General features: G+C 63.7%; 27 protein-coding genes. 16 read left to right on the plus strand and 11 right to left on the minus strand.

Going from position 1 to position 24,395, the window contains the following annotated elements; all coding sequences use genetic code 11:
- Positions 1-9 precede the first annotated feature (9 nt).
- The 3 genes from C0V82_RS04715 (at position 10) to C0V82_RS04725 (ending at position 2,340) form a co-directional block, all read left to right on the plus strand.
- The gene (locus C0V82_RS04715; RefSeq protein WP_158659731.1) at positions 10-1,632 is read left to right on the plus strand and encodes an ABC transporter substrate-binding protein; all 1,623 of its coding nucleotides are present in this window, start codon (positions 10-12) and stop codon (positions 1,630-1,632) included.
- A gap of 97 nt (positions 1,633-1,729) precedes the next feature.
- Positions 1,730-1,936 (plus strand): cold-shock protein, encoded by a 207-nt coding sequence (locus C0V82_RS04720; RefSeq protein WP_102111328.1) that lies wholly within the window; start codon positions 1,730-1,732, stop codon positions 1,934-1,936.
- Positions 1,937-2,073: 137 nt separating this feature from the next.
- Positions 2,074-2,340 (plus strand): hypothetical protein, encoded by a 267-nt coding sequence (locus tag C0V82_RS04725; protein WP_102111329.1) that lies wholly within the window; start codon positions 2,074-2,076, stop codon positions 2,338-2,340.
- A gap of 30 nt (positions 2,341-2,370) precedes the next feature.
- Here C0V82_RS04725 and C0V82_RS04730 read toward each other — a convergent pair whose 3' ends face one another.
- Positions 2,371-3,054, minus strand: coding sequence for an NERD domain-containing protein (locus C0V82_RS04730; RefSeq protein WP_102111330.1), 684 nt, complete (start codon positions 3,052-3,054; stop codon positions 2,371-2,373).
- Between the two features lie 186 nt (positions 3,055-3,240).
- On the opposite strand from C0V82_RS04730, the gene C0V82_RS04735 reads away from it, so the two are divergent.
- Complete coding sequence (locus tag C0V82_RS04735; protein ID WP_102111331.1) at positions 3,241-4,443, plus strand: pyridoxal phosphate-dependent aminotransferase; 1,203 nt, start codon at positions 3,241-3,243, stop codon at positions 4,441-4,443.
- Positions 4,444-4,474: 31 nt separating this feature from the next.
- On the opposite strand, the gene C0V82_RS04740 is transcribed toward C0V82_RS04735, so the two are convergent.
- A complete protein-coding gene (locus C0V82_RS04740; protein ID WP_102111332.1) occupies positions 4,475-4,708 on the minus strand; it encodes a hypothetical protein in 234 nt (77 codons plus the stop codon).
- A gap of 100 nt (positions 4,709-4,808) precedes the next feature.
- Here C0V82_RS04740 and C0V82_RS04745 point away from each other — a divergent pair, with 100 nt between their 5' ends.
- From C0V82_RS04745 to rlmH, 4 genes are read left to right on the plus strand one after another with little or no spacing between them, the layout of a single operon-like run.
- Positions 4,809-6,083, plus strand: a complete 1,275-nt coding sequence (locus C0V82_RS04745) for a glutamate-5-semialdehyde dehydrogenase (protein WP_102111333.1) — start codon at positions 4,809-4,811, stop codon at positions 6,081-6,083.
- Positions 6,064-6,744, plus strand: a complete 681-nt coding sequence (locus C0V82_RS04750; RefSeq protein WP_245924161.1) for a nicotinate-nucleotide adenylyltransferase — start codon at positions 6,064-6,066, stop codon at positions 6,742-6,744. Before C0V82_RS04745 ends, C0V82_RS04750 begins: the two co-directional genes overlap by 20 nt.
- Positions 6,745-6,756: 12 nt before the next feature.
- Positions 6,757-7,185 carry a ribosome silencing factor gene (gene rsfS, locus C0V82_RS04755; RefSeq protein WP_245924162.1) on the plus strand — a complete coding sequence of 143 codons (429 nt, stop codon included), beginning with the start codon at positions 6,757-6,759 and terminating at the stop codon, positions 7,183-7,185.
- On the plus strand, positions 7,185-7,643 hold the full coding sequence (rlmH, locus tag C0V82_RS04760) for a 23S rRNA (pseudouridine(1915)-N(3))-methyltransferase RlmH (RefSeq protein WP_102111335.1): 459 nt from the start codon (positions 7,185-7,187) through the stop codon (positions 7,641-7,643). The genes rsfS and rlmH overlap by 1 nt, the downstream gene beginning before the upstream one ends.
- Before the next feature lie 112 nt (positions 7,644-7,755).
- On the opposite strand, the gene C0V82_RS04765 is transcribed toward rlmH, so the two are convergent.
- Both C0V82_RS04765 and lipB read right to left on the minus strand, forming a co-directional pair.
- Positions 7,756-7,965 (minus strand): hypothetical protein, encoded by a 210-nt coding sequence (locus C0V82_RS04765; protein WP_102111336.1) that lies wholly within the window; start codon positions 7,963-7,965, stop codon positions 7,756-7,758.
- A gap of 3 nt (positions 7,966-7,968) precedes the next feature.
- On the minus strand, positions 7,969-8,661 hold the full coding sequence (gene lipB, locus C0V82_RS04770) for a lipoyl(octanoyl) transferase LipB (RefSeq protein WP_102111337.1): 693 nt from the start codon (positions 8,659-8,661) through the stop codon (positions 7,969-7,971).
- Between the two features lie 269 nt (positions 8,662-8,930).
- Between lipB and cimA the strand changes: the two genes are divergently transcribed.
- Both cimA and C0V82_RS04780 read left to right on the plus strand, forming a co-directional pair.
- Complete coding sequence (gene cimA / locus C0V82_RS04775) at positions 8,931-10,556, plus strand: citramalate synthase (protein ID WP_102111338.1); 1,626 nt, start codon at positions 8,931-8,933, stop codon at positions 10,554-10,556.
- A 38-nt stretch (positions 10,557-10,594) separates the two neighbouring features.
- Positions 10,595-11,386, plus strand: coding sequence for an RNA methyltransferase (locus C0V82_RS04780; protein ID WP_102111339.1), 792 nt, complete (start codon positions 10,595-10,597; stop codon positions 11,384-11,386).
- Positions 11,387-11,396: 10 nt separating this feature from the next.
- On the opposite strand, the gene C0V82_RS04785 is transcribed toward C0V82_RS04780, so the two are convergent.
- On the minus strand, positions 11,397-11,651 hold the full coding sequence (locus C0V82_RS04785) for a hypothetical protein (RefSeq protein ID WP_102111340.1): 255 nt from the start codon (positions 11,649-11,651) through the stop codon (positions 11,397-11,399).
- Between the two features lie 489 nt (positions 11,652-12,140).
- Here C0V82_RS04785 and C0V82_RS04790 point away from each other — a divergent pair, with 489 nt between their 5' ends.
- The 4 genes from C0V82_RS04790 (at position 12,141) to C0V82_RS04805 (ending at position 15,710) form a co-directional block, all read left to right on the plus strand.
- Positions 12,141-13,157, plus strand: a complete 1,017-nt coding sequence (locus C0V82_RS04790) for an ABC transporter substrate-binding protein (protein ID WP_102111341.1) — start codon at positions 12,141-12,143, stop codon at positions 13,155-13,157.
- 134 nt (positions 13,158-13,291) lie between these two features.
- Entirely contained in the window at positions 13,292-14,050 is a 759-nt protein-coding gene (locus C0V82_RS04795) for an ABC transporter permease (RefSeq protein WP_102111342.1), read from the plus strand.
- A complete protein-coding gene (locus C0V82_RS04800) occupies positions 14,047-14,805 on the plus strand; it encodes an ABC transporter ATP-binding protein (protein ID WP_102111343.1) in 759 nt (252 codons plus the stop codon). The genes C0V82_RS04795 and C0V82_RS04800 overlap by 4 nt, the downstream gene beginning before the upstream one ends.
- Before the next feature lie 89 nt (positions 14,806-14,894).
- Positions 14,895-15,710 carry a hypothetical protein gene (locus C0V82_RS04805; RefSeq protein WP_158659732.1) on the plus strand — a complete coding sequence of 272 codons (816 nt, stop codon included), beginning with the start codon at positions 14,895-14,897 and terminating at the stop codon, positions 15,708-15,710.
- Position 15,711: 1 nt separating this feature from the next.
- Here C0V82_RS04805 and C0V82_RS04810 read toward each other — a convergent pair whose 3' ends face one another.
- A complete protein-coding gene (locus tag C0V82_RS04810) occupies positions 15,712-16,062 on the minus strand; it encodes an ArsC family reductase (protein ID WP_102111345.1) in 351 nt (116 codons plus the stop codon).
- Positions 16,063-16,104: 42 nt separating this feature from the next.
- Entirely contained in the window at positions 16,105-16,518 is a 414-nt protein-coding gene (locus C0V82_RS04815) for a hemerythrin domain-containing protein (RefSeq protein WP_102111346.1), read from the minus strand.
- Positions 16,519-16,674: 156 nt separating this feature from the next.
- Here C0V82_RS04815 and C0V82_RS04820 point away from each other — a divergent pair, with 156 nt between their 5' ends.
- Complete coding sequence (locus C0V82_RS04820; protein ID WP_199772473.1) at positions 16,675-17,634, plus strand: alpha/beta hydrolase; 960 nt, start codon at positions 16,675-16,677, stop codon at positions 17,632-17,634.
- Here C0V82_RS04820 and C0V82_RS04825 read toward each other — a convergent pair.
- The 3 genes from C0V82_RS04825 to tyrS all read right to left on the minus strand — a co-directional run bounded on the left by C0V82_RS04825 (position 17,631) and on the right by tyrS (position 21,971).
- Positions 17,631-19,955, minus strand: coding sequence for an ATP-dependent helicase (locus C0V82_RS04825; RefSeq protein ID WP_102111348.1), 2,325 nt, complete (start codon positions 19,953-19,955; stop codon positions 17,631-17,633). The genes C0V82_RS04820 and C0V82_RS04825 overlap by 4 nt on opposite strands.
- A gap of 61 nt (positions 19,956-20,016) precedes the next feature.
- The gene (locus C0V82_RS04830) at positions 20,017-20,601 is read right to left on the minus strand and encodes a hypothetical protein (protein WP_102111349.1); all 585 of its coding nucleotides are present in this window, start codon (positions 20,599-20,601) and stop codon (positions 20,017-20,019) included.
- Between the two features lie 98 nt (positions 20,602-20,699).
- The gene (tyrS, locus tag C0V82_RS04835; protein WP_102111350.1) at positions 20,700-21,971 is read right to left on the minus strand and encodes a tyrosine--tRNA ligase; all 1,272 of its coding nucleotides are present in this window, start codon (positions 21,969-21,971) and stop codon (positions 20,700-20,702) included.
- Positions 21,972-22,054: 83 nt separating this feature from the next.
- On the opposite strand from tyrS, the gene C0V82_RS04840 reads away from it, so the two are divergent.
- Complete coding sequence (locus tag C0V82_RS04840) at positions 22,055-23,137, plus strand: anhydro-N-acetylmuramic acid kinase (RefSeq protein ID WP_211100514.1); 1,083 nt, start codon at positions 22,055-22,057, stop codon at positions 23,135-23,137.
- On the opposite strand, the gene C0V82_RS04845 is transcribed toward C0V82_RS04840, so the two are convergent.
- Complete coding sequence (locus C0V82_RS04845) at positions 23,121-24,383, minus strand: MFS transporter (RefSeq protein WP_102111351.1); 1,263 nt, start codon at positions 24,381-24,383, stop codon at positions 23,121-23,123. The genes C0V82_RS04840 and C0V82_RS04845 overlap by 17 nt on opposite strands.
- Positions 24,384-24,395 lie beyond the last annotated feature (12 nt).

Here is a 24,395-nt window from a genome sequence, read left to right on the forward strand (position 1 = left end):
GGCGGTGGATTGGTCACGTCCAGCAACAGTCCCTCAATATGGCACCGCCGGTTGATCTGGCGCGGGCTGGGCTCGTTCGTACTTCTCACCGCGCTGACATTGGGCGGCGGGGACAGTGTGTATGGCACAGATGCACCAGCACAGGTGCTGCGCGTCGGGCTCGACATGGTGGCGGCATCGGCTGATCCCCACCGCCTCTATTCCGTCGACAGCCGCAATCTGGCCTTTCACATCTTCGAACCGCTGATCCTGCCCGATGACGGTCTGGGCATCGTCCCCTGGCTCGCCACGGGATGGGAGATGGAGGGGGAGCGAACCTGGGTGGTCCGGCTGCGCCCCGATGTGCGGTTCCATGATGGCAAGCTTCTGTCACCCCATGATGTGGCATTCACCTTTTGCCGCTTGGATAGCATGGGGAACGGGCCACTGGCCGGCCTGATCGCGGGTGTGGAGCAGGCGGTGGCGCGCGATGCCCATACGCTGGTCATCACCACGCGGGGGACCATGCCCTTGCTGCCGCATGTCCTGACCCTTCTGCCGATCATCCCCGCCCCCGATGGCTGGAAAGGCACCTATCAGCCGCGCGGCTGTGCAGGGACCGCCGATGGGCTGGCGGCCCTCTCAGAGCAGCGGTTCGCGGATGGCAAGGTGCCGGGCACCGGCCCCTATCGCCTGGCCTCCTTCCGCAGCGGCAGCAGCGCCGATTTGGTTCGCACCGATACCTATTGGCGCGCCAGGCCGCATTGGGACCGCGTACAACAGGTTATTCTGGGCTCCGGGGTCGCCCGCGCACGGGCACTGGTGTCCGGAGAGGTGGACATCATCAATCAGGTGGTGCCGGAATCGTTGGATTTCCTGAGCACGCGCCCTGACATCAAGGTCGTAGACAGCAAGCCGTTGCGCATATTGATGCTGACCGTCAATCTTGCCGGTCCCCTGGCAGACGTGAACATACGCCGCGCACTGGCTATCGCTATCGATCGGGCAGCCTTGAGCAAGCGCATCGCGCCGGGCAGCGCCGAACCGGCGGATCAGATGGCACCGCCCGGCATTCCCGGCTACACCCCGGCTGCATCCATTCCCTTCGATCAGGCGGAGGCGCGGCGATTGCTGGCGCAGGCAGGTGTGCAGGAGGGGTTGCGGCTGCGCCTGATCACGATCGAACCCTTTGCACGCGTCGCAGAAGGTGTGGCCCGGTACCTGCTGGCCATCGGGGTACAGCTTGATATCCGTTATGCCAGTGTCGGTGACGCGCTGCCCCTGCTGCGCGACCGGGATTATGACCTGTTCCTGGGCAGCCGGGTCCCGTTCACGGGCGAAATGGGCTATTCCAACTGGGAACTGCTGCACACCCCACAGCCGGAAATCAAGGCCGGCAGCCAGAATGACAGCGGATACAGCAACCCTGAACTGGATCAGATCCTGTCGCAGGCCATGGTGGAGGCCGATGCAAGCCGGCGGGCGGACCTGTTGCAGCAGGTGGCTGTGATCGCCAGCCGCGACCTGCCCTTCATTCCACTGTTGCGCACCACCCGCCGCTGGGCCATGCACGCGGATTTGCGTTTCGATGGACGGGTGGATGGCAACACCCTGGCAACCCTGATCACGCCGGCATCGGCCAGCACACAGTAAGCGGGCGCAACCCCGTCCCCTGCCCCGGCCCCTTGCAATGATACGGCGTTGGGGCCATGTTGCCGGCCATCGTCACGACAGCGCCAGGGAGAGCGCCATGCCCACGGGCACCGTCAAATGGTTCAACAGCGCCAAGGGCTTTGGCTTCATCACGCCCGAGGATGGCGGCGAGGACGTGTTCGTCCATATCTCTGCTGTTCAGTATATCGGCCTACAGACCCTGAAAGAGGGCCAGTGGCTGCAATATGAAGTCGAGATGAACCGCAAGACCCGCAAGCTGCAGGCCATCAATCTGCGCAATTGAGCATTTGTCCCGGTCCCCACTACCGGGCACCCTGAACCCGACCATCACGCAAAGGGTTGCGCCGCATCCATTCAATGGTATGAAGCGGCGGTACCGGGGTATGTGGCCCCGCCCTGTCAGTCATAGGAACCGGACCCATGTCCACACTTCACAAGCAGGCGATGGAAGCCGTCCTGAAGGCCGCCGAGATGGATATCCTCGGCACGCTGGAAGATCAGGGCATCAAGGACCGGTACAGCGAGGAAGGGGATCAAGCCGCCATGGATGTCGCCATCCTGCACGGCTATCGCGTCTTCATGCGCATCTGCGAGGCGAATGGCATCACCGCGGACGCCGAACTGTTCGTCGAAATGGCCGGCGAACTGGCCGATGACATCGCCCAGGATGGTGGCAGCGAAGAGTAATAAGTAATACCGTCGGGGTCGCCGGGCGGATCAGCTCGCCCGGCGACCCTTGGCACTATTACTATTGCTCTCCGCCTCGGCGCTGCCCTGCTTAAGGGCAACAGACAGGCTGTCCCAGGCGGCATCCATGGCCTGGTTCTGCGCGCCATCTTCGGCGGCCATTTCCCGGATCATCTTGACCATGTCATCGGGCAGGCACGCCGTCTTCACAGTGCGGCCCCCGAAATCGGCCTGACGCGGAAACACACACAGGACGCGCACCCGCACCAGCGGGAAACGGCTGCGAATGGCCGTGATCAGCGGATGCAGCTGTAAAACCGGGTTGATGAAGGCGCCGACCGTATGGTCGGGCTTCACATACTTCCACTGCCCCGCATTCTGGCTACAGCGCACCTGTCCCGCAACATCCGGTGGCGCCGACATGATCAGAAGAATGCTGGCCGGCAGGCGTAGGACATTGTCGATCCGCACCAGCCCGGCCTTGCCCCCGCCGATCTTCACATCGTTCAGCATCGGGTACGAAAGCTCCTCCAGCTCCATGCGGCGCTTGAACAGCTCTGCATTGTACTGCTTGATGGAGGTGGGCTTGATACGCTTGGGCTTCACCGAAAGGGCGAACGTCACCACCAGCGTGATCACCACCAGGGCGATCGCTGTGAAGCTGATCAGGTCGACGACCGCGACCCCAAACCATTTCGCAAGTTCGTTGAGCATCGGGCAGGAAATAACCCAGAATGGTCCCGATGTCACGACCGGGTGGGTTACGATTGTATCAGGGCAGCCCTTCCCCACCCCTGTCCAAAACGCGCGCGTCCTATAACAATCCTGTGCTTGGCGACAATGATCGGGCGCTTTAAGGTCCCCTCCCGGTCATAATCCGTCCCAACCAGGGGAAAATAAATGTCGTTGCTTGCCGACCGCCTGTCCCGCATCAAGCCGTCACCCACCATCGCGGTGACCAGCAAGGCCCGGGCGCTGAAAGCCGCTGGCCGTGATGTGATCGGTCTGGGCGCTGGTGAACCCGATTTCGATACGCCGGAAAATATCCGCGCCGCCGGCATCCGCGCCATCGAGAACGGCCAGACCCGTTACACCGATGTGGACGGTACGCCGGACCTGAAGAAGGCCATCTGCGCCAAGTTCGCGCGCGAAAACGGCCTGACCTACACCCCGGATCAGGTGACGGTCGGCGTGGGCGGCAAGCAGGTGCTGTACAATGCCCTGATGGCTACCCTGAACCCGGGTGACGAGGTGATCATCCCCGCGCCCTACTGGGTGTCCTATCCCGACATGGTGCTGCTGGCCGAAGGCACGCCGGTCACGGTGGCCTGCCCGGCGGAGAACGGGTTCAAGCTGCTGCCGGCCGACCTGGATGCCGCCATCACGTCGAAGACCAAGTGGCTGATCCTGAACAGCCCGTCCAATCCGACGGGTGCCGCCTACACGGCGGACGAGTTGAAGGCCCTGGGTGAGGTGCTGCTGAAGCACCCCCATGTCTACATCATGACCGACGATATGTACGAACATCTCGTCTACGAAGACTTCAAGTTCACCACCATCGCCCAGGTCGTGCCGGCACTCTATGACCGAACCCTGACGGTGAATGGCGTGTCTAAGTCCTATTCCATGACCGGATGGCGCATTGGTTACGCGGCCGGTCCCAAGGCCCTGATCAAGGCCATGGGCATCATCCAGAGCCAGTCGACCAGCAACCCGACCAGCATTTCCCAGGCCGCCGCCGTGGAAGCGCTGAACGGTCCGCAGGACTTCATCAAGGAACGCGCCGCCGTGTTCCAGACGCGCCGCGATCTGGTGGTTTCGATGCTGAACCAGGCCACCGGCCTGAACTGCCCCAACCCGGAAGGCGCCTTCTACGTCTACCCGTCCTGCGCCGGCACCATTGGCAAGACGGCCCCGACCGGCAAGGTCATTGAAACGGACGAGGATTTCGCGTCCGAACTGCTGGAGGCCGAGGGTGTGGCGGTGGTGCATGGCGCGGCGTTCGGTCTGTCCCCGTTCTTCCGCATCTCGTATGCCACCAGCACCGAGGTGCTGGAAGAGGCCTGCACGCGCATTCAGCGCTTCTGCGGCAGCTTGAAGTAAAGTGATCGGGGCCGGGAAACCGGCCCCGCTTTCATGCCAGAATATCCAGCAACCGCTGAAAATTCTGCTGATCGGCCTTCATCACGGCGGCACTGATGCCCGCCGTGACCTCCGCCTGCTTCACATCCAGGATCACGGCGGGGTCGGCATTGCCGCCGGCTACAGCATCGGCGGCCACCTGCAGCGCTGCCTGCGCATCCTGAAAGCCTTCAAGGCTGGCGCGGGTCAGGTCGGGCGGGGTGCTGGTGATGGATGAGATCGACATATACACAGGTTAGCATGGCCGGCATCGGCGCGGCAGGGGTGAAACCATCCTTGCGACGATGTAGGCTGCTGGCTGCACACCGCAACGGGATTTGACCGCCATGGACAGCATCGACCGCCAGGATATTGCCACCATCATGGATGCCCTGGGCCGCCGCGCCCGCGCGGCATCCGCGATTGTTGCGACGGCACCAGCCGAGGCGCGGGACAAGGCGCTGCGGGTGGCCGCCAACACCCTGCGCGCCCGCACCGCCGACATCCTGGCCGCCAATGCGCTGGATATGGACGCGGCGACGGAGAAGGGACTGTCGGGCGCCATGCTGGACCGGCTGATGCTGAACCCGGCGCGCGTCGAGGCAATGGCCAAGGGGCTGGAGGAGATCGCCGACCGGCCCGATCCGCTGGGTGCCGTGCTGGAACGCTGGGAACGGCCCAATGGCTTGCGGTTTGAGAAGGTGCGTGTGCCGCTGGGCGTGATCGCCATCATCTTTGAAAGCCGGCCCAATGTGACCGCCGATGCCGGCGGCCTGTGCCTGAAATCCGGCAATGCCGCCATCCTGCGCGGCGGGTCGGAAAGTTTCCATTCCGGCCGCGCCATCCTGGCGGCGTTGCATGCGGGTCTTGATGCCGCCGGACTGCCGCGCGACGCGATCCAAGCCCCGCCCACCACCGACCGGGCCGCCGTGGGTGAACTGCTAACCATGACCCGGTGGATTGACGTGGTCATCCCGCGCGGTGGAAAGTCGCTGACGGGCCGGGTCGCCGCCGAAAGCCGGGTGCCGGTGATCTATCATCTAGACGGCATCTGCCATGTCTATCTGGACAAGGATGCCGAAGCCGACAAGGCGCGCCGCGTCACCCTGAACGCCAAGATGCGCCGCACGGGCATCTGCGGCGCGGCGGAGACTTTGCTGGTGCACAAGGACGTCGCTACGACCCTGCTGCCCCCCATCCTGGATGACCTGATCCAGGCAGGTTGCGAGGTGCGCGGTGATGACGGGGTGCAGGCCCTGGATGCGCGGGTAAAGCCGGCGACCGACGAGGATTGGGATACCGAATATCTGGATGCCATCCTATCGGTGAAACTGGTGGGCAGTGTGGACGAAGCCATCGACCATATCGGTCGCCATGGCAGCCACCATACTGACAGCATCGTCACAGAGAATGCCGCCACCGCCGAACGGTTCCTGACGCGGGTGGATAGCGGCATCGTCCTGCACAATGCCTCCACCCAGTTCGCGGACGGCGGCGAGTTTGGATTCGGGGCCGAAATCGGCATTTCGACGGGCAAGCTGCATGCGCGCGGGCCGGTCGGGGCCGAACAGTTGACCAGCTATAAGTATGTGGTGCGCGGTGATGGGCATACCCGGCCCTGATCACGCCCGCCCTGCCCTGCCCATGACGCATGGCCACCGCGTGCCCACCCCGCCGAAACCAGGGGCGGGCACGCTGTGGCGGGGCTTGCGCATCGGCCTTCTGGGCGGGTCGTTCAACCCGGCCCACGCGGGACACCGGCATATGTCGCTGATGGCGCTGCGGGCCTTGAACCTGGATCAGGTCTGGTGGCTGGTCAGCCCGCAGAACCCGCTGAAGCCCTTGGACGGGATGGGAAAACTGGCCGACCGGCTGGCCCGTGCACGGGCTGTTGCCAACCATCCGCGCATCGTGGTCAGCGATATCGAAACAAGGCTGGGTACCCGCTATACGGTGGACACACTGTCGGCCCTGACGACCCGGTTCCGGGGGACAAAGTTCGTCTGGCTGATGGGGGCCGACAATCTGTGTCAGGTGCCACGCTGGCGCGACTGGACTCGGATTTTTGCGCAGGTGCCGGTTGCGATCTTCCCGCGACATCCCTATTCTACCATTGCGCTGGGCGGCAAGGCTTCCCGGCGTTTTGCCGTTGCGCGTGTGGATGCGCGGCGGGCGGGTGGCCTGGCCGACCTGCCGCCGCCGGTCTGGGTCTTCCTGGACGTGCCCCTGCACCCCGCATCGGCAACCGCGATCCGGCAGGGGCTGGATGGCAAAGGCCTTTAAGGATTGATGTTGGTGAACCAGATCGTGAGCGCAGAGAATTCCCCCAACCCGGCCGCCGCCGCAGATATGCCGGAGCGCACCCTTGAACTGATCCTGGCCGTTCTGGACGAGGACAAGGCCGAGGACACGATCACCATCGATCTGCGCGGCAAGACCAGCATGGCCGATTATCTGGTCGTCACCACGGGCAAATCTGCCCGTCAGGTGGGCGCCATGTCGGACCATCTGGCCCGCCGCCTGCGCGACCTGGGCATCCATGTCGGCAATCCCGAAGGCTATCCGCAGTGCGACTGGGTCCTGGTCGATAGCGGCGACGTTATCGTCCATCTGTTCCGCCCGGAAGTGCGCGCCTTCTACTGCATCGAGAAGATGTGGGGCGTGGAGCCGCCGGCCTCTCTGAAGTCGCTGACGGCTGATTTCGACGGCGGGCCGGCGCAGTAATGCGCATCTGGCTGGCCGCTGTCGGCAAGGCCAAGCCCGGCCCAGCCCGCGACCTGTTCGAAGAATACAAGGCCCGCATCACCTGGCCGTTTCAGCTGCGCGAGGTGGAAACCAAGAAGCGGCTGGAAGGCGTCGAGTTGAAGCGGGCGGAGGCGGAGCTGCTGCTGGCCTCCCTTCCCCCCGGTGCCACCATCGTGGCGCTGGATGAGCGTGGCCGCATGATGGGGTCGGAAGATTTCGCCGCCCGCATGGGCCAATGGCGTGATGCCGCCGTGGGTGATCTGGCCTTTGTGATCGGCGGGGCCGACGGGCTGGATGCCACCATCCGGCAGAAGGCGGCCCTGGTGCTGGCTTTCAGCCCCATGACCTGGCCGCACATGATGGTACGCGGCATGCTGGCCGAACAGGTCTACCGGGCGCAGCAGATATTGGCCGGTCACCCCTATCACCGGGCGTAGAACTGTTTTCGGTTGACCGGAAACAGTTCCGGCGGCGACTGCCGCCGCTCGGCGTGTGCCGCGTTAGCCAAGCTGCGGATGCAGCGCCGGCGTTTGAGGAAAACTGAAAGCTTTACCCACGCCCTTCCATCAGATCGCGGATGCGCGACAGGTGCTGGCACGCCCGGCCAACACCCAGCAGCAACACGCCCAGCAGCAGCCCGACCAGGGCCGGGCCATAGGTATCGGGCGTTGGTGCCACCAGCATGAACGCCGAGACAATCAACGCCGCCGCCCCTACAAAATAAAGCACCATGGCCGTGATGCTGCGCCGCGCACCCATGGCTCAGCCCTCCACGTCGGCAATGGCGCAGGTCCCCGGCTCACGCGGCACCGCGTCCTCGCCAAACACCTCCTCAAAGGCCGCCTGCAAGGCCATGTCCACCTCTGGCATGGTGACGATATGGCCCAGGGCCGCCAGCGAGGTGACGCCATGTTCGCGGATGCCGCAGGGCACGATGCCGCCGAAATGGGTCAGGTCCGGCTCCACATTCAGCGAGACGCCATGGAACGACACACCGCGCCGCACGCGCACGCCGATGGCCGCAATCTTGTTCTCCACCCCCGGCTGGCCATAGGGCGACATGTCGACCCAGACGCCGACACGGCCACAGCGGCGCTCCCCCTTCACCGCAAACTGCGCAAGCGTGCGGATCAGCCATTCCTCCAGACGCCAGACAAAATCGTGCAGGTCGCCACCGCGTGCCTGCACGTCCAGCATGGTGTAGCCGATACGCTGCCCCGGCCCGTGATAGGTGTATTGCCCGCCGCGCCCCGCCTGAAACACCGGGAACTGCATGGGCGTCAGCAGGTCCGTCTCCCGTGCCGAGGTGCCAGCGGTATAGAGCGGCGGATGTTCTAGCAGCCACACCGTCTCCGGCGCCGTGCCGGCACGGATTTCGGCCACGCGCGCCTCCATGAAGGCAATTGCGTCGGGATAGTCTACGGTCTGGTCGCTGATCCGCCACTCGATCATCATCAACCTGCAAGCTGGGGGTGACGCCTATTTAGGGCAAAACGCGCCGAACACCAATGGCATGTTCACGTTAAGCCCTCAGGCGCCGGGCGCCGCCATCCGGCGGCTTGGCTTCACGCGCGCATGGGTGCGCGGGCGCTCAACGCACCAGCCAGCCTGCCGATATCGGGCTGGCGATACCAAGGGACAGCCGCCCTATGCGCGCATAACCATTGATCCGACGGACGCGATGCGCCACATTCGGCAACGACATTGCTATTGGCCCAGTGATTATGAACGAAACGAACCGCGTCTATCTCTACGACACCACGCTCCGCGATGGGGCGCAGACCTCCGGCGTTGATTTCACCGTGGCGGACAAGATCGCCATCGCGCAGGAGCTGGACGCGCTTGGCATTGATTATGTCGAAGGCGGCTGGCCTGGCGCCAACCCCACGGACAACGCCTTTTTCGCCGATCCGCCGAAACTGCCGCGCGCCATCTTCACGGCTTTTGGTATGACCCGCCGACCGGGGCACAGCGCATCCAACGACCCCGGCCTCTCGGCCCTGCTGAATAGCCCGGCCAAGGCCGTGTGCATCGTGGGCAAGACCTGGGATTTCCATGTCGATGTGGCACTCGCCATCCCGCGCGATGAAAACCTGACCCTGATTGCCGACAGCATCCGGGAAATCAAGGCGCGCGGGCGAGAGCCGCTGTTCGATGCCGAACATTTCTTTGACGGGTATAAGGCCAATCCCGACTACGCCCTGTCCTGTGTTCAGGCGGCTTATGAAGCCGGTGCCCGCTGGGTGGTGCTGTGCGACACCAATGGCGGCACCCTGCCGCATGAGGTGGAGGCCATCGTGACAGAGGTCGCCAAGCGCATCCCCGGTAGCCATCTGGGCATCCACACCCATAATGACACGGAAAACGCTGTCTCCAACTCGCTGGCCGCTGTGCGCGCCGGGGTGCGGCTGGTCCAGGGCACGCTGAACGGTCTGGGCGAACGCTGCGGCAATGCCAACCTTCTGTCGCTGATCCCCAGCCTGTCGGTGAAGATGGGATTCGATGTCGGCATCAGCAAGGAAGGCATGGGACGGCTGGTTCATATCAGCCGCATGCTTGATGAACGCCTGAACCGCACGCCCAACCGCCACGCCGCCTATGTCGGTGAAAGCGCCTTTGCCCATAAGGGCGGGCTGCATGTCTCAGCGGTGGAGAAGGATCCGGCATCCTATGAGCATGTCGATCCATCCCTGGTCGGCAACCGCCGCCATGTCCTGGTCTCCGATCAGGCGGGCCGGTCCAACATCCTGGCCCGCCTGCGCGAGGTGGGGGTGAATGTCGATCCCAAGGATGACCGCGTGGGTCAACTGGTCGATCTGGTCAAGCAGAAGGAATATGAAGGCTTCGCCTTTGATGGCGCAGAAGCCAGCTTCGAGTTGCTGGCCCGTCGCGCCCTGGGTGAGGTGCCGGACTATTTCCGCCTCGCCGCCTTCCGGGTCCTGGACGAACGCCGCTGGAACGCCAAGGGCGAACTGGTCACCATGTCGGAGGCGACGACGAAGGTGGAAGTACCCGGCCCCAACGGCCCCGATAATGTGATGACGGTGGCCGAAGGCAACGGCCCTGTGAACGCATTGGATCAGGCCCTGCGCAAGGCCCTGATCCCGGTCTATCCGGCGCTGGAAGGCATGCGGCTGGTCGATTACAAGGTGCGTATTCTGAATGCCCAGGACGGGACCAAGGCCGTCACCCGCGTCATGATCGAAACGGCGGACCGACATGGCCATCGCTGGGCCACCGTCGGCGTGTCGGCAAACGTCATCGACGCCAGCTTCAATGCGCTTTCCGACAGCATCACCTATTGCCTTTACCGGTCCGGTGCCGCTATCGACAGCACCAAGGCGGCCTGATATCCAGGCCGCTTGATGGGCAATCAGGTATCAGTGTGATGTCGAGCGGGACGAACAAGCGCGAACTGGCCAAGATGCAGGCGGACGGGGACGGCCCCGCCGTCATTCTGATCCATCCCCAGATGGGGGAGAATATTGGTGCCTGCGCGCGGGCCATGCTGAATTGCGGCCTGACCGACCTGCGCCTTGTCAGCCCCCGCGACGGCTGGCCCAATGAAAAGGCCGTGTCAGCATCAGCCGGCGCCACCCTGGTGCTGGACCGGGTGCGCGTGTTCGACAGTACCGAAGCCGCCATCGCCGACTTGCACAAGGTATTTTCCACCGCCGCCCGGGTGCGCGATCTGGTGAAGCCGGTGGTGACCCCGCGTGAGGCAGCGAACGAAATGCGCGGCCATTGGTCGGCGGGGCGCAAGGTCGGGCTGATGTTCGGGCCGGAACGCACAGGGCTCGTCAATGACGACATCACCCTGTCCGACACGCTGATCTCTGTGCCCCTGAACCCCGGCTTCTCATCCCTGAACCTGGGGCAGGCGGTCCTGCTGATCGCCTATGAATGGTGGATGACAGGTGTGGAGGTGGAGGATCGTTACCTCCATACCGGACAGTCCGAACCCGCTACCAAGGCCGAATTGCAGAACCTGTTCGATCATCTGGAAGGGGAGCTGGAACAGTCTGGCTTCTACACCCATCCTGACAAGCGCCCCTCCATGATCCGCAACGTGCGCAACACATTGCAACGCTGCGGCATGACCGAACAGGAGGTCCGCACCTTCCACGGCGTCATCGCCGCCCTGACGGGCCGCAAGAAGCAGCGGAAGGTGGAGGGGTAACGCCCTCCCTTTACGCCACAGCCTCTGCCTTCAGTCCCCAAGACCGGAAAATCTGCCCCCGGCTGTCCTGGCGCCGACCGGCATGGCGGGCCTCATTCTCCCGGCGGCGGGCAGCCTTTTCCACGGCGGCCACGCTGTTGAAATGCCGTCCGTCCAGGCTGCTGAACAGCGGATGGGCGGAAAAGAAGCGGAAACCCTGGCCATCGGCCACGGCAAGACCGGCCTGATGCCGGCTGGTTTCAATGCTGAATGCCTGGTTCGTCATGACAAATCACCCCTGTCGCGGCGAAACAACGTCGCCGCGCTGTACAAAACGCTAATGTGGTGGTTAAGGCGGGAAAGACCCGCGTCAACAGCCCCGCATCAAGCCGTAAGCATCAGAGGTCATGTTGATCTTCCGCGCGATATGGATAGCCATTTCGCCCTCCTTCCCAATGGTTTGAACCAAACCACGAAGGACCTTCGTGGCGCTTTAGCGTTTGGTGACGCGGCGCAAGCTGCTGCTCGTCAAATTCCCGCGAACCCTCTGGTGGGTCAGGCCGGACCATCTGGTCTGGCATCAGATTTGGTGATCCGTTCGCCACTGTCAAGTGACAATCTGCGTGAATTTCAAGATGGACAATTCCGCATATCACACATGTTTTGCGTTATTTACGATAATCCACATTTCTGATTGACGGAAACCGGCCAATGTAAAACCCTGGGCCGGACGGCAGACATGCCGAACCCAATGCCCCCAAGGAGGCCACCACCCATGTCGCTCTCGCGTTTCGCCACCCGCCTTGCCGCTGCCTCCGTCCTAACGGGTCTGGCCTTCGTTGGTTCCGTGCAGGCCGCCGACCCGGTGGTGGTGCGTGCCGGCTACATTCCCGTGCTGGGTGCCGCGCAGGCCTTCGTCATCGATAATCAGGGCTGGGACCTTCAGAACGGCTTCGATCTGCAGCTGAAGCAGTTCGATAGCGGCCCCAACGCCATTCAGGCCGTGGCGTCCGGTACGCTGGATGCCTATATCGCTGGCGTCGCCCCCGTCGTGGTGGCGCGCGGCAAGGGTGTCGGCATCCGTGTCGTCGCCTCTACCGCCGTGGAGGAACTGGTGGTTGCCGCCGGTCCCGATCTGGCCAAGACGGGCGGTTCGCCGGCGCAGGCCATCGAGGCACTGTCCAAGAAGCTGGGCCGTCCGCTGAAGCTGGCGACGCAGCCGGCCGGCTCCGTCCCCAACACCTTCCTGCAATATTGGCTGTGGGAAGTAGCGAAGGTGGACAAGCAGTATGTGGAACTGGTGCCCCAAGGCATCGATGCCACGCAGCAGGCCCTGCTGGTCGGTGCCGTCGATGGCGCCATCATCCGCGAACCCGCCCTGACCATCATCACGGGCCGCAACCCGGATGTGAAGGTGCTCGCCTATGGTCAGGACATCCTGAAGAATCAGCCTGGCAACGTCATCGCCCTGACCGATGATTTCACCTCCAAGCACCCGGATATCGCGCAGAAGCTGGTCGAACTGACCGCCAAGGCGACCGACGTGCTGAAGAAGGACAAGAAGGTCGCAGTGGCCGCGATTGAGGCCGCCATCGGCAAGGGGCTTGTCCCCGCCGCTATCATCGAACAGGCCCTGTCATCACCGGCGGTGAAGTTCAACACCGACCCCGCCTCCATCCTGAAGGAGACGGCCCTGGTGCAGGATTATCAGGTGAAATTGGGTACCGTTAAGGAAGCCACCCCGGTGGAGCAGATTTTCGACCTGTCCTACTATCAGAAGCTCAAGAAGTAACATTACGGTCCGTTGGGGCCAACACCATCAGGGTGGCACGGTTGCGTAAAACAACCTTGCCGCCCGCCATCTTTTTGTGTGGAATTCTCCGGCAGCCTTACCGCCGCAACCGTTCAAATCACCGGTTAAGCCCCATGGCCCGCCCCCGCGCCCTCCGCCTGTCCCTGTCACTGCTTGGCGTCGTTCTGTTCTTCGCCCTGTGGGAGGCCCTGCCCCGCCTGGGGCTGGTGAAATCCATGCTGCTGCCGGCACCCAGCGGCATCCCCGCCAGTTTCTGGCAGGAGGTGTCGTCCGGCGCATGGGGAGAGGCCGTGCTGCAAAGCTTGCGGCACTATGTATCCGGTCTGGTGCTGGGCTCGGCCCTGGGCGTAGCACTGGGCGTGGCGACGGGCATGTCGCGCACGCTGGAGGACATGACCAACTGGATCGTCCGCTTGCTGCGCCCCATCCCGGGTCTGGCCTGGGTGCCGTTCGCCATTATCTGGTTTGGCGTGTCACCGACGGCGGCGAATTTCATCATCATCGTCGGCGTGTTCTGGATCAATTACTTCTCCGCCCTCAGCGCCGTGCAGGCGGTGGATCGTGACCTGATCGAACTGGCCAATGCCTTTGGTCATCGCTCCCCCCTGGCACGGCTGGTGAAGGTGATCCTGCCGGCCTCGGTACAGCCGATCATGGCGGGCCTGCGTACCGGCCTGGGCCAAGCCTGGATGGCCGTGGTGGCCGCCGAACTGTTCGGCGTCGCTGGTCTGGGGCAGCGCATGATGCAGGCATCATCCCTCCTGGCCACCGATATCGTGGTCGTCTACATGATCACCATGGCCGTGCTGTACGGTGTGGTGGATGCGGGCTTCGTGGCCCTGCGTGACCGTTTGCTGGCGTGGAAAGCATGATTTCGATCAAGGACCTGACGCTCTCCTTCGACAGCGACCGTGGCCGCACCATCGTCCTGAAGGATTTCCATCTCGACATCGCCGATGGCGAGTTCATCGCGGTGGTGGGTGCCTCGGGCGTGGGTAAATCCACCCTGCTGCGCGTCATCGCTGGCCTGGTGAAGCCGACATCGGGCACGGTCACCCGCGACAATCCCGAGACACCGGGCCGCCGCCCTTATGCGCTGGTGTTTCAGGATGCCCGCCTGCTGCCCTGGCGGCGGGTGGTGAAGAATGTGGAATTCGGGCTGGAAGGGCTGGGCCTGGACAAGCAAGCCCGCCGCCGCCGGGCGCTGGACGCGCTGGAACTGGTAGGTTTGGCCGACAAGGCCGACCGCTGGCCGCACCAGCTATCGGGCGGACAGCGGCAGCGCGTGGCCATCGCCCGCGCGCTGGCCGTTGATCCAGACCTGCTGATGATGGATGAACCATTCGGTGCGCTGGACGCCATCACCCGTCAGGGCCTACAGGATGAGTTGGTGGACCTGTGGCAACGCACGGGCAAAACCATTCTGTTCGTCACCCATGATATTGACGAGGCCGTCTATCTGGCCGACCGCGTCATCCTGCTGGCCGGCAGCCCGGCTGGTGTGCGCTCCACCGACCGGATCACGACCGCCCGTCCCCGCCAGCGCGATGATTCCACCGCCCGTCAGACGGCGAACGCCATTCGCGACCGGCTGTCCGGTACGGTGGTGGATGGCGAAGGCATCTAAAAATTACGCGACAGCAAGTCACTTAACATCCGTGAAAGAGATGATGCCGGCCAATCGGTGTCGCCCCTCATCCCTTTCCGGAGGTTCCCATGGCGCTCCGACCCGCCCCTGTCGGCACTGCTTCTGCCAACCGCCCCACACCGTCCGGCGATAGCAGCCAGACCACAGCCCAGCATATTGCGTTGGGCCATGTCGGCCTGCATCAGCCCCTGGCCGAGGGCGTCGTGCATCTCAACTTCCTGGACCTGCTGACCGATCAATCCACCAGCGATCAGGCGCCAACGGAACGTCCCGGCATCGATAGCAGTGAAACCGTGCGCAGCGAGAGCGGCAGCACGACGACGGTAAAGTTCGAGGACGGGTCCAGCCTTGTCGTGGTGCGCAGCCACGAGGATGACAGCGTGACCACCACCAGCACGCGCACTGCCGCCGATGGCACTATCACCACCGCCACCCGCACCGTCACCCATGTCGATGACAACACGGTGCAAACCGTGCTGACCGACAGCGATGGCACCACGACCACAACCGTAAGCCTCGAAGACGGCACCCGCACCACCGACCGGGTGGAGGCCGATGGCGACCATGTGACGGTGGTGCAGACCCAGGCACTGGACGGGCTGACGGGCAGCTACACGCTGATCCAGCCGGATGGTGACAGCGGCACCCTGGACTACTCACTGACCCGCGACGGTGACACCCAGACCTTCAGCATCGAAGGCACCACCGCCGATGGCGTGGCCGTGGACAGCACCGTGGTGGTCGATCTGGACACCAGGGTAGTGACCGTAACCGATCATCAGGGCGACATCGCCACCTACAGCCTGCAGACCTTCCATGATCAGGTCCTCGATGTCGGTCTGATCGGCCTGATCGCCGATGTAGATACGGGCTATTTCGGGTAACTCAGAACAGGGTGCCGTAAATCTCTGGCTTGAACCCGACGGTCAAGTGGCCGGCCCGGTCCAGAACCGGCCGCTTGATCATGGAGGGCTGTTCCAGCATCAAGGCGATGGCGCGGTCGCGGTCGATATCGGCCTTGGCCGCGTCGGGCAGCTTCTTGAAGGTGGTGCCGGCCCGGTTCAGCAGAACCTCCCAGCCCAGCTTATCGACCCAGCCGGTCAGGGTGTCGCGGTCAATACCGGCCTTCTTATAGTCGTGGAACTGATAGGCGACGCCCCTGTCGTCCAGCCAGGTCCAGGCCTTCTTCATCGTGTCGCAGTTCTTGATACCGTACAGGGTGACGCCGCCCGACATGGGTCCGCTCCGTTTCATCGATGATGGTGCGGGTGTAGCAGATCAGGCGGCCGAACGCATCGCCATCTCCTCATATCGCGCATAAAGGATCGCCTCCTCCTTGTGCCAGCGCGACTGAAGCAATGCCGACATCCGGCCGAAATCGACCGCAAACTCAATGCCCGAGCCGCCGTCCTCGTACTTGTCGAAGAAAGCCAGGATCTGGCCGCCCAACGCCACCATCTCCTGGCTGAACTGGTCCGCCGTGGCGGCGCGCAACGGGTCCTGCCGGGCCAGACGGCGGTAATCGGGATAGAATTCCTCATCCTCCCGCCGGATATGGTCCACGAACAGGCCGCGGGCCGCCAACAGCGTCTGGCGTCCCGCCGGCGTACCAATCCCTTGCTGGCGTACTTCCTCCAGAATGGCTTTCAGTTCGGCATGGTCATGTTTCAGTTGAGGGACGATCCGGCGCATGGTGGGCACTCCATTAAGATGTATTTCATATGCATGTTAATTGCGACAACAGCCCGCATCCATGTGGCGGGGTGTCGCGGCGGCACTTGATTGACCAACCTTACACAGGCATCATTGTCCACCGGTTACCATAAGAAGAAACTTTGGGGGATGGACATGGTGGTGTCACGGCGCGACTGGCTGCGTGGATCGGCGGTGCTGGCGGGGATGACGGTGTCCCCGACCCTCACCGTGGCAGCCCCCGGCGTGGAGACCGTTGAAATCTGGCCAGGCGGCGTCGGACCGGGCTCCAAGGGTGCGCCGTTGCAGCAACGAATGGTGGAGCGCAGCCAGGACCCGTCCAAACCCGACCGCTATATGGAGGGGATCACCCGTCCCTACCTGACCATCCACCGCCCCGCCAAACCCGACGGGCGTGCCTTGCTGGTCACACCGGGCGGGGGCTATCAGCGGGTGGTGGTGGACAAGGAAGGGGGAGAGTTGGCGCCCATCCTGACCGCTGCCGGCATCACCACTTTCATCCTGACCTATCGCCTGCCGGGAGAGGCGCCGCAGCACGGGCCGATGGTGGCATTGCAGGATGCACAACGCGCCATCCGCCTGATCCGCCACCGGGCCAGGACATGGGCGATCAACCCTGAAACGGTCGGAATCATGGGCTTTTCCGCTGGGGGGCATGTGGCGGCCAGCCTGGGCACCCGTTTTGAAGAGGCGGTCTATGACCCGGTCGATGCGGCGGACAAACTGTCGGCCCGGCCCGCCCGAATGGCCCTGATCTACCCCGTCATCGATATGGGGACCAGCGCCCATACGGGATCGCGCGACCGGCTGCTGGGTCCCAACCCGTCAGCGGAGGAGGTGGAACGGCTCTCCTGTGACCGCTCCGTCACAGGCCGCACGCCGCCCACCTTCCAACTGCACGCAGCCGATGACAATGCCGTGCCGGTGGAGAACAGCCTGCTGTTCAATGCCGCCTGCCGCAAGGCGGGGGTGGAGGCAGAGCTGCATATCTATCCGCGCGGCGGCCACGGTTTCGGCCACGGCGCGCGCATCGCTGCCAGCAATCCGCTCAACCGCTGGCCCGACCTGTTCCTGGAGTGGTACGGGCGGGGTTAACCCGCCTGGTCGGCTGGCACCACAAACCTGTCGATCACCTTCTTGACGCCCGCGACGTCAAAGCTGATCTCCAGCTTGTCATTCTCAACACCCTTGACCGTGCCATAGCCAAACTTGGTGTGAAACACCCGGTCGCCCGGATTAAAGGGACGGTCCGGACGCGGGCGCGGCGTCACGTCAATGGCTGTCCCCTCAATCAGGCGACCAGCATTGCGCGCCGGGGCTTGCGCTGCCTTCTGGCCCATGCGGTTGAAACGGTCGCCAAAGCCACCCCCGCCCCAGCCGCCGCCGAACCCACCGCCATAAGCGCTTTCCCGCATGCCGCCGCCGAAACCAGCGCCACCAATACCGGGATTATTCTCCGTTTCGATATGCTCGCCCGGCAATTCCTCGACAAAGCGGGACGGAATGGCCGTGGCCCAGGTGCCATGGATGCGGCGGTTGGCGGCGTGACTGATATAGACGCGTTTGCGCCCGCGCGTGATACCGACATAGGCAAGCCGCCGTTCCTCCTCCAGCCCCGCAATGCCGTTTTCATCCAGGGTGCGCTGGCTTGGGAACACCCCCTCCTCCCACCCCGGCAGGAAGACAACATCGAACTCTAGGCCCTTGGCGCCGTGCAGGGTCATCAGCGACACCTGCTCGTCGCCCGACCCTTGCGCGTTCTCCATGACCAGGGAGACATGTTCCAGGAACCCGGTCAGGTTCTCGAACTCCCCCATGGCGTTGATCAACTCTTTCAGGTTGTCCAGGCGGCCGGGGGCTTCCGGGCTCTTATCCTCCTGCCACATGCGGGTATAGCCGCTTTCATCCAGAATGGTCTGGGCCAGTTCCGTATGCGGCACCCGGTCGATCAGGGCGCGCCAGCGGAAAAAATCCTGCGACAGGCCGGAAATGGCACTACGCATCTTGGGCTTCAACTCATCCGTCTGCGACAGCTTCCACGCGGCCTCCGTCAGCGGCACACCCAGCGTACGCGCGGCCACATACAGGCTCTGGATGGTTGTGGCGCCGATGCCACGCTTAGGCGTGTTGATGATGCGCTCAAACGCCAGATCATCCTCCGGGCTCACCAGCACACGTAGATAGGCCAGCGCGTCGCGGATTTCCTGACGTTCATAGAAGCGCGGACCGCCGATGACCCGGTATGGCAGGCCCAGCGTGATGAACCGTTCCTCGAACTCACGGGTCTGGAAGCCGGCGCGGACCAGGACGGCCATCTGGCCCAGGCTGACGCGCTGGCGCTGCAACGCTTCCACCTCATCGCCGACCCAGCGTGCCTCCTCCTCCGCGTCCCAAAGGCCACGGACGCGCACCTTCTCCCCGCCCTCCGTTTCGGTCCAAAGCTGCTTGCCGAGGCGCCCCTGGTTGTTGGCGATAATGCCATGGGCGGCCCCCAGAATATGGGCGGTGGAGCGGTAATTCTGTTCCAGACGGATGACCTGGGCGCCGGGGAAATCATGCTCAAAGCGCAGGATGTTCCCCACCTCCGCCCCGCGCCAGCCATAGATCGACTGGTCATCATCACCCACGCAGCAAATATTCTTGTGCGACTGGGCCAGCAGGCGCAGCCACAGATATTGGGCCACGTTGGTATCCTGATACTCGTCTACCAGGATATATTTGAACCGCCGCTGATACTCGATCAGCACATCATTATGCTGCTGGAACAGCGTGATATTGTGCAGCAGCAGATCGCCAAAATCGCAGCAGTTCAGGGACAGCAGCCGGTCCTGATACTGCTTGTAGATCGACAGGATGCGGCCATTGGCGGCATCGCCGGCATCCTCCGGCTTCAGCTTGTCCGGGGTCAGTGCCCGGTCCTTCCACCGCTCAATGATGGACAGCAGCATGCGCGCGGGCCATTTCTTGGCGTCGATATTTTCCGCCTCCATCAACTGCTTCACCAGACGGATCTGATCGTCGGTGTCCAGGATGGTAAAGCTGGGCTTCAGCCCGATCAGTTCGGCATGGCGGCGCAGGATGCGGGCGGCCAGCGAATGGAAAGTCCCCATCCACCAGCCTTCCGACTGGCTGCCCAGCAGGTTGTCGACGCGGTCGCGCATTTCCCGCGCGGCCTTGTTGGTGAAGGTCACTGTCAGCACGTTCCAAGGGCTGATCCGGCGCGACAGCAACAGGTGCGCCAGCCGCGTGGTCAGCACCCGCGTCTTGCCCGTGCCGGCCCCGGCCAGGACCAGGACAGGCCCGTCCAATGCTTCAACCGCCTGCCGCTGGACCGGGTTCAACCCATCCAGATAGGGGCGGTGCGCGGGGGCGGGCGGGTGCGCCGGAAACGGCTCGTCGATCAGATCGTCAATCATGGTGGGGAGAACATATACAGAATTCTCCGCCCTGACAAAGGGTCCGACCGGCCCCTTTTGCTCAATCCTGTACCCAACGCGACATGACCGGATATGGGGGCAAGCCGTTGCCGCCTCCCATCATGGCGAATATCCCCGCGGGGCCGGTCATGCCAACCCGCGCCAGGGCCGCCGGCCCGTAATGGGTGCCGCTTTCGATCCAGGCCTGCATCGGATGAACGCCCTCGTAATCATCATGTTTGTAGGAACCAGGAAAAAAGATGCAGTCGGGCGGTACGCCGATATGCAGGGCGGCAGCATAGGACCAAGCCTGGGCCATGAACTCCCCCTGCTGTTTGGGCACCGCCAGAATCGCATCGTCCGGGATACCGGGCCCCACCTCCTCTGCGATCAACCGATGCATATCGGCGTCCAGGTCGCTGCCCAGTCCGGAACGGTACCGTTTGGGCAGCACCGCCATATGCCCCGCTTCATGCAGAAGATCACCCGGTCCGACCAGGGTCTCTGGATCGACATGGATCACGCCCGCATGGATGTTCACCCCCGGCAGAAAGCCATTCTGTGCGCCGGGACCGAATTCCACACCGATACCGATACCCCGCAGGAACGCGACAATCGGCTCCAACGCCTCCGGGTGATACTTCAACTTCCCCTCCTGGTTTTATCGGTAAGGGTGATGATCACGCAAAAGGCAGCAAAAAGGCAAGCGGCCCGGAACTAGCCGGGCCGCCGTTCATGGATGGATCAGACCAGTTTCACCAGGGCGTGGCGCTTCTTGCCAGCGGACAGCTTGATGACGCCGTCATCGCCGACATGGGACGCGAACAGCTTATACGCCTCGTCCGACACGGCCCCGTCATTGACCTTCACGCCATTGCCCTTAATCAGGCGGCGCGCCTCGCCCTTGCTGGCGGACAGGCCAGCCTGGACCATCAGGTCGGCCAGATACGCACCGTCGGCCAGCGCACCCGCCGCCAGCTCAATGGTGGGCAGGCCTTCGGCAGCCGCCCCTTCCTCGAAGGTGCGCCGCGCGGTTTCGGCGGCCTGTTCGGCGGCCTCGCGTCCGCGCACCAGGGCGGTAACCTCCGTGGCCAGGATCTTCTTGGCCTCGTTGATCTCAGCACCCTGCAACGCCTCCAGCCGGGCGATCTCGGACAAGGGCAGATCGGTGAACAGCTTCAGGAAGCGGCCCACATCGGCATCTTCGGTGTTGCGCCAGAACTGCCAGAAATCCAGATGCGACAGCCGATCCTCGTTCAGCCAGACGGCACCCGCCGCCGTCTTGCCCATCTTGGCCCCCGACGCGGTGGTCAGAAGCGGGGAGGTCAGGCCGAACAACTGCGTGTTGGCGATACGGCGGCCCAGCTCCACACCATTGACAATGTTGCCCCACTGGTCCGACCCGCCGCACTGCAAGGTGCAGCCGAAGCGGCGCTGCAGCTCCACGAAATCATAGGCCTGAAGGATCATGTAGTTGAATTCAAGGAAGGTCAGCGGCTGTTCACGGTCCAGGCGCAGCTTGACGCTGTCAAAGGTCAGCATGCGGTTGATGGTGAAATGCCGGCCCACATCGCGCAGGAACGGGATGTAGCGAAGTTCGTCCAGCCAGTCGGCATTGTTGGCCAGCAGGGCATCGGTAGGCCCATCGCCGAATTTGATCAGCCGGTTGAACGGCGTCAGAATGCCCTGGATATTCTGGTCGATGACCTCGTTGGTTAGCAGCGGGCGTGCTTCATCCTTGAAGGTCGGGTCGCCGATCTTGGTGGTGCCGCCACCCATCAGGGCAATCGGGCGATGACCCGCCTGCTGCAAGCGCCGCAGGATCATGATCTGGATCAGCGAGCCGACATGCAGGCTGGTCGCCGTCGCGTCAAACCCGATATAGCCGGTGACGATCCCATCGTTCAGTTGCTTGTCCAGCGCTTCAAGGTCGGTGGCCTGATGATAATAGCCACGCTCCACCATCACGCGCAGGAATTCGGACTTGATGTTCGCGGGAACGGTGGTCGTGCTCATCTTTCATAGACCTTGATGTTCGAGAATGGCCCCAATGGCCAAGGGCGTGGTAGCACATCTAGAAATCCAGAGCATGGTGCGTGATGGCATTGCAGCGTTTCCTGACGGTCGGTTTGATGAGCGGCACCTCCATGGACGGGATCGACGCCGCCCTGGTCCGCACCGATGGCCATGGCTTCGTGGAGCCTCTGGGCTTCATCTTCACTCCCTACCGCCGCGCCTTCCGCGACCGGCTGCGGTCTGTGCTGGGGGGCGTTGGGGATGTACAGGGCGTGGAAGCGGAACTGACAGACCTGCATGCCGAAGCGGTGGCAAGCCTGCTGCGCGTGCAGGAGGTTGCGGCGGCGACCGTGGACCTGATCGGCTTTCACGGCCATACCATCCTGCACGCGCCCGACCGCCGCCACACCTGGCAGATCGGGGACGGCGCCCGGCTGGCGGCGGCCACGGGCATTGATGTGGTGCATGATTTCCGTACCGCCGACGTACAGGCCGGCGGCCAGGGCGCGCCCCTGGTTCCGCTCTACCATCAGGCGCTGGCCAGCGACATGGACCGCCCGCTTGCCATCCTGAATATCGGTGGCGTCGCCAACATCACTTGGCTGGGCGAAGGACCGCTGGATGTGGTGGCCTTTGATACCGGGCCGGGCAATGCCCTGATCGACGATCTGGTCCTGTCGCGCACGGGTGAGCCCTATGATGATGGCGGGCGCATCGCGGGTGCCGGCCATGTCGATGATGACATGCTGGCCCGCCTGCTGAACCATCCCTATTTCGCGGCCAAGCCGCCCAAATCGCTGGACCGCGACGCCTGGGCCAAGGCGGCCATGTCCAACCTGTCGACGGAGGATGCGGCGGCCACCCTGACGGCGTTTACCGCCGAAACCATCATCCGCGCCCTGGACCATGTGCCGGCCCGGCCGAAACGCTGGCTGATCTGCGGCGGCGGGCGGCGAAACGAAACCTTGATGTGGATGCTGGCCGACCGGCTGGACGGGGTGCCAGTAGCCCCCGTGGATGGCCAGGGATGGAACGGCGATGCGTTGGAGGCCGAAGCATTTGCCTATCTGGCCGTCCGCTCGCGCCTGGGGCTGCCCCTGTCCCTGCCCGGTACCACGGGCGTGCCGGAACCGATGACGGGCGGGCGGTTCAACCCACGGGCTTGACCCGCCGTTCCGGCGATGCCGGCAGCAACGCGGTAACCAGTCCCAGGAGCGGCAGATAGGCACAGAACTGATAGACCCAGGTGATGCCGTGGATATCGGCCAGATTGCCCAGGGCCGCCGCCCCCATGCCGCTGATCCCGAACATCAGGCCGAACATCAGACCGGATACCAGCCCGACGCGGCCGGGGACAATCTCTTGCGCATAGACGACCAGGGCAGCAAACGCCGAAGACATAATCAGGCCGATGGTGATGGCCAGCACCGCCGTCCAGAACAGGTCGGCATGCGGAAGCAACAGGGCGAAGGGTGCCACGCCCAGGAAGGAGACCCAGATCACCGCCTTGCGCCCGATCCGGTCCCCCACCGGCCCGCCGGCAAAGGTGCCCGCCGCCACAGCGGCCAGGAAGCAGAACAGATACAACTGCGAGTGCTGCACCGACAGGCCGAACCGTTCGATCAGGTAGAAGGTGAAGTAATTGGTGATGGCCCCGATATAGATGAACTTGGCAAACATCAGCACGCCAATCACCGCCAGCGCCCGGATCACCATGCCCCGGCTATAACGAAAGGCCGGCGTCAGTCCCGCCACGGCCACCTTGGCCTGCGGGTGATGCAGGCGCCAGCGCGTGACGCCGAACAGCACCCAGATGGCCGCGACCGCCGCGATGGCGACCCAGCCGATGGCCGTCTGACCAAAGGGCAGGATCACGGCAGAGGCCACCAGCGGCCCTATGGCCGATCCGGTATTGCCCCCCACCTGAAACGCCGACTGCGCGGTACCGAACCGCCCGCCCGACGCCATGCGGGCCACGCGCGACGCCTCTGGATGGAAGGTGGCGGACCCGACGCCGATGATCACCGACGACCCGATCAGCATGGGATAGCTGCCCGACAAAGCCAGACAGATAACACCCAACAAGGTCACGCCCATGCCTATGGGCAGCAGCCAGGGCTTGGGATGCTTGTCGGTGTAAAGGCCGATCCAGGGCTGCAATAGCGACGCCGTGAACTGGTAGGTCATGGCCAGCCAGCCAATCTGCCCGAAGGTCAGCGTGTAATGCGCCTTTAACATGGGATAGATGGCGGGCAGCACTGCCTGGATCAGGTCATTCAAAAGATGCGCGACAGCCACAGCCCCCACGATACGCACGACGAATTGCGGGGCTGCCGGGGTAACGGCGATCGGTTCCGGGGCCGATTGCGTGTCGGCAAGGCTGGCCGTCTGAAGGGTCACGATGATGCTCACTCAAACTCTGTT

Origin of the sequence: Niveispirillum cyanobacteriorum (genome assembly GCF_002868735.1) — a bacterium.
Taxonomy (GTDB): domain Bacteria; phylum Pseudomonadota; class Alphaproteobacteria; order Azospirillales; family Azospirillaceae; genus Niveispirillum; species Niveispirillum cyanobacteriorum.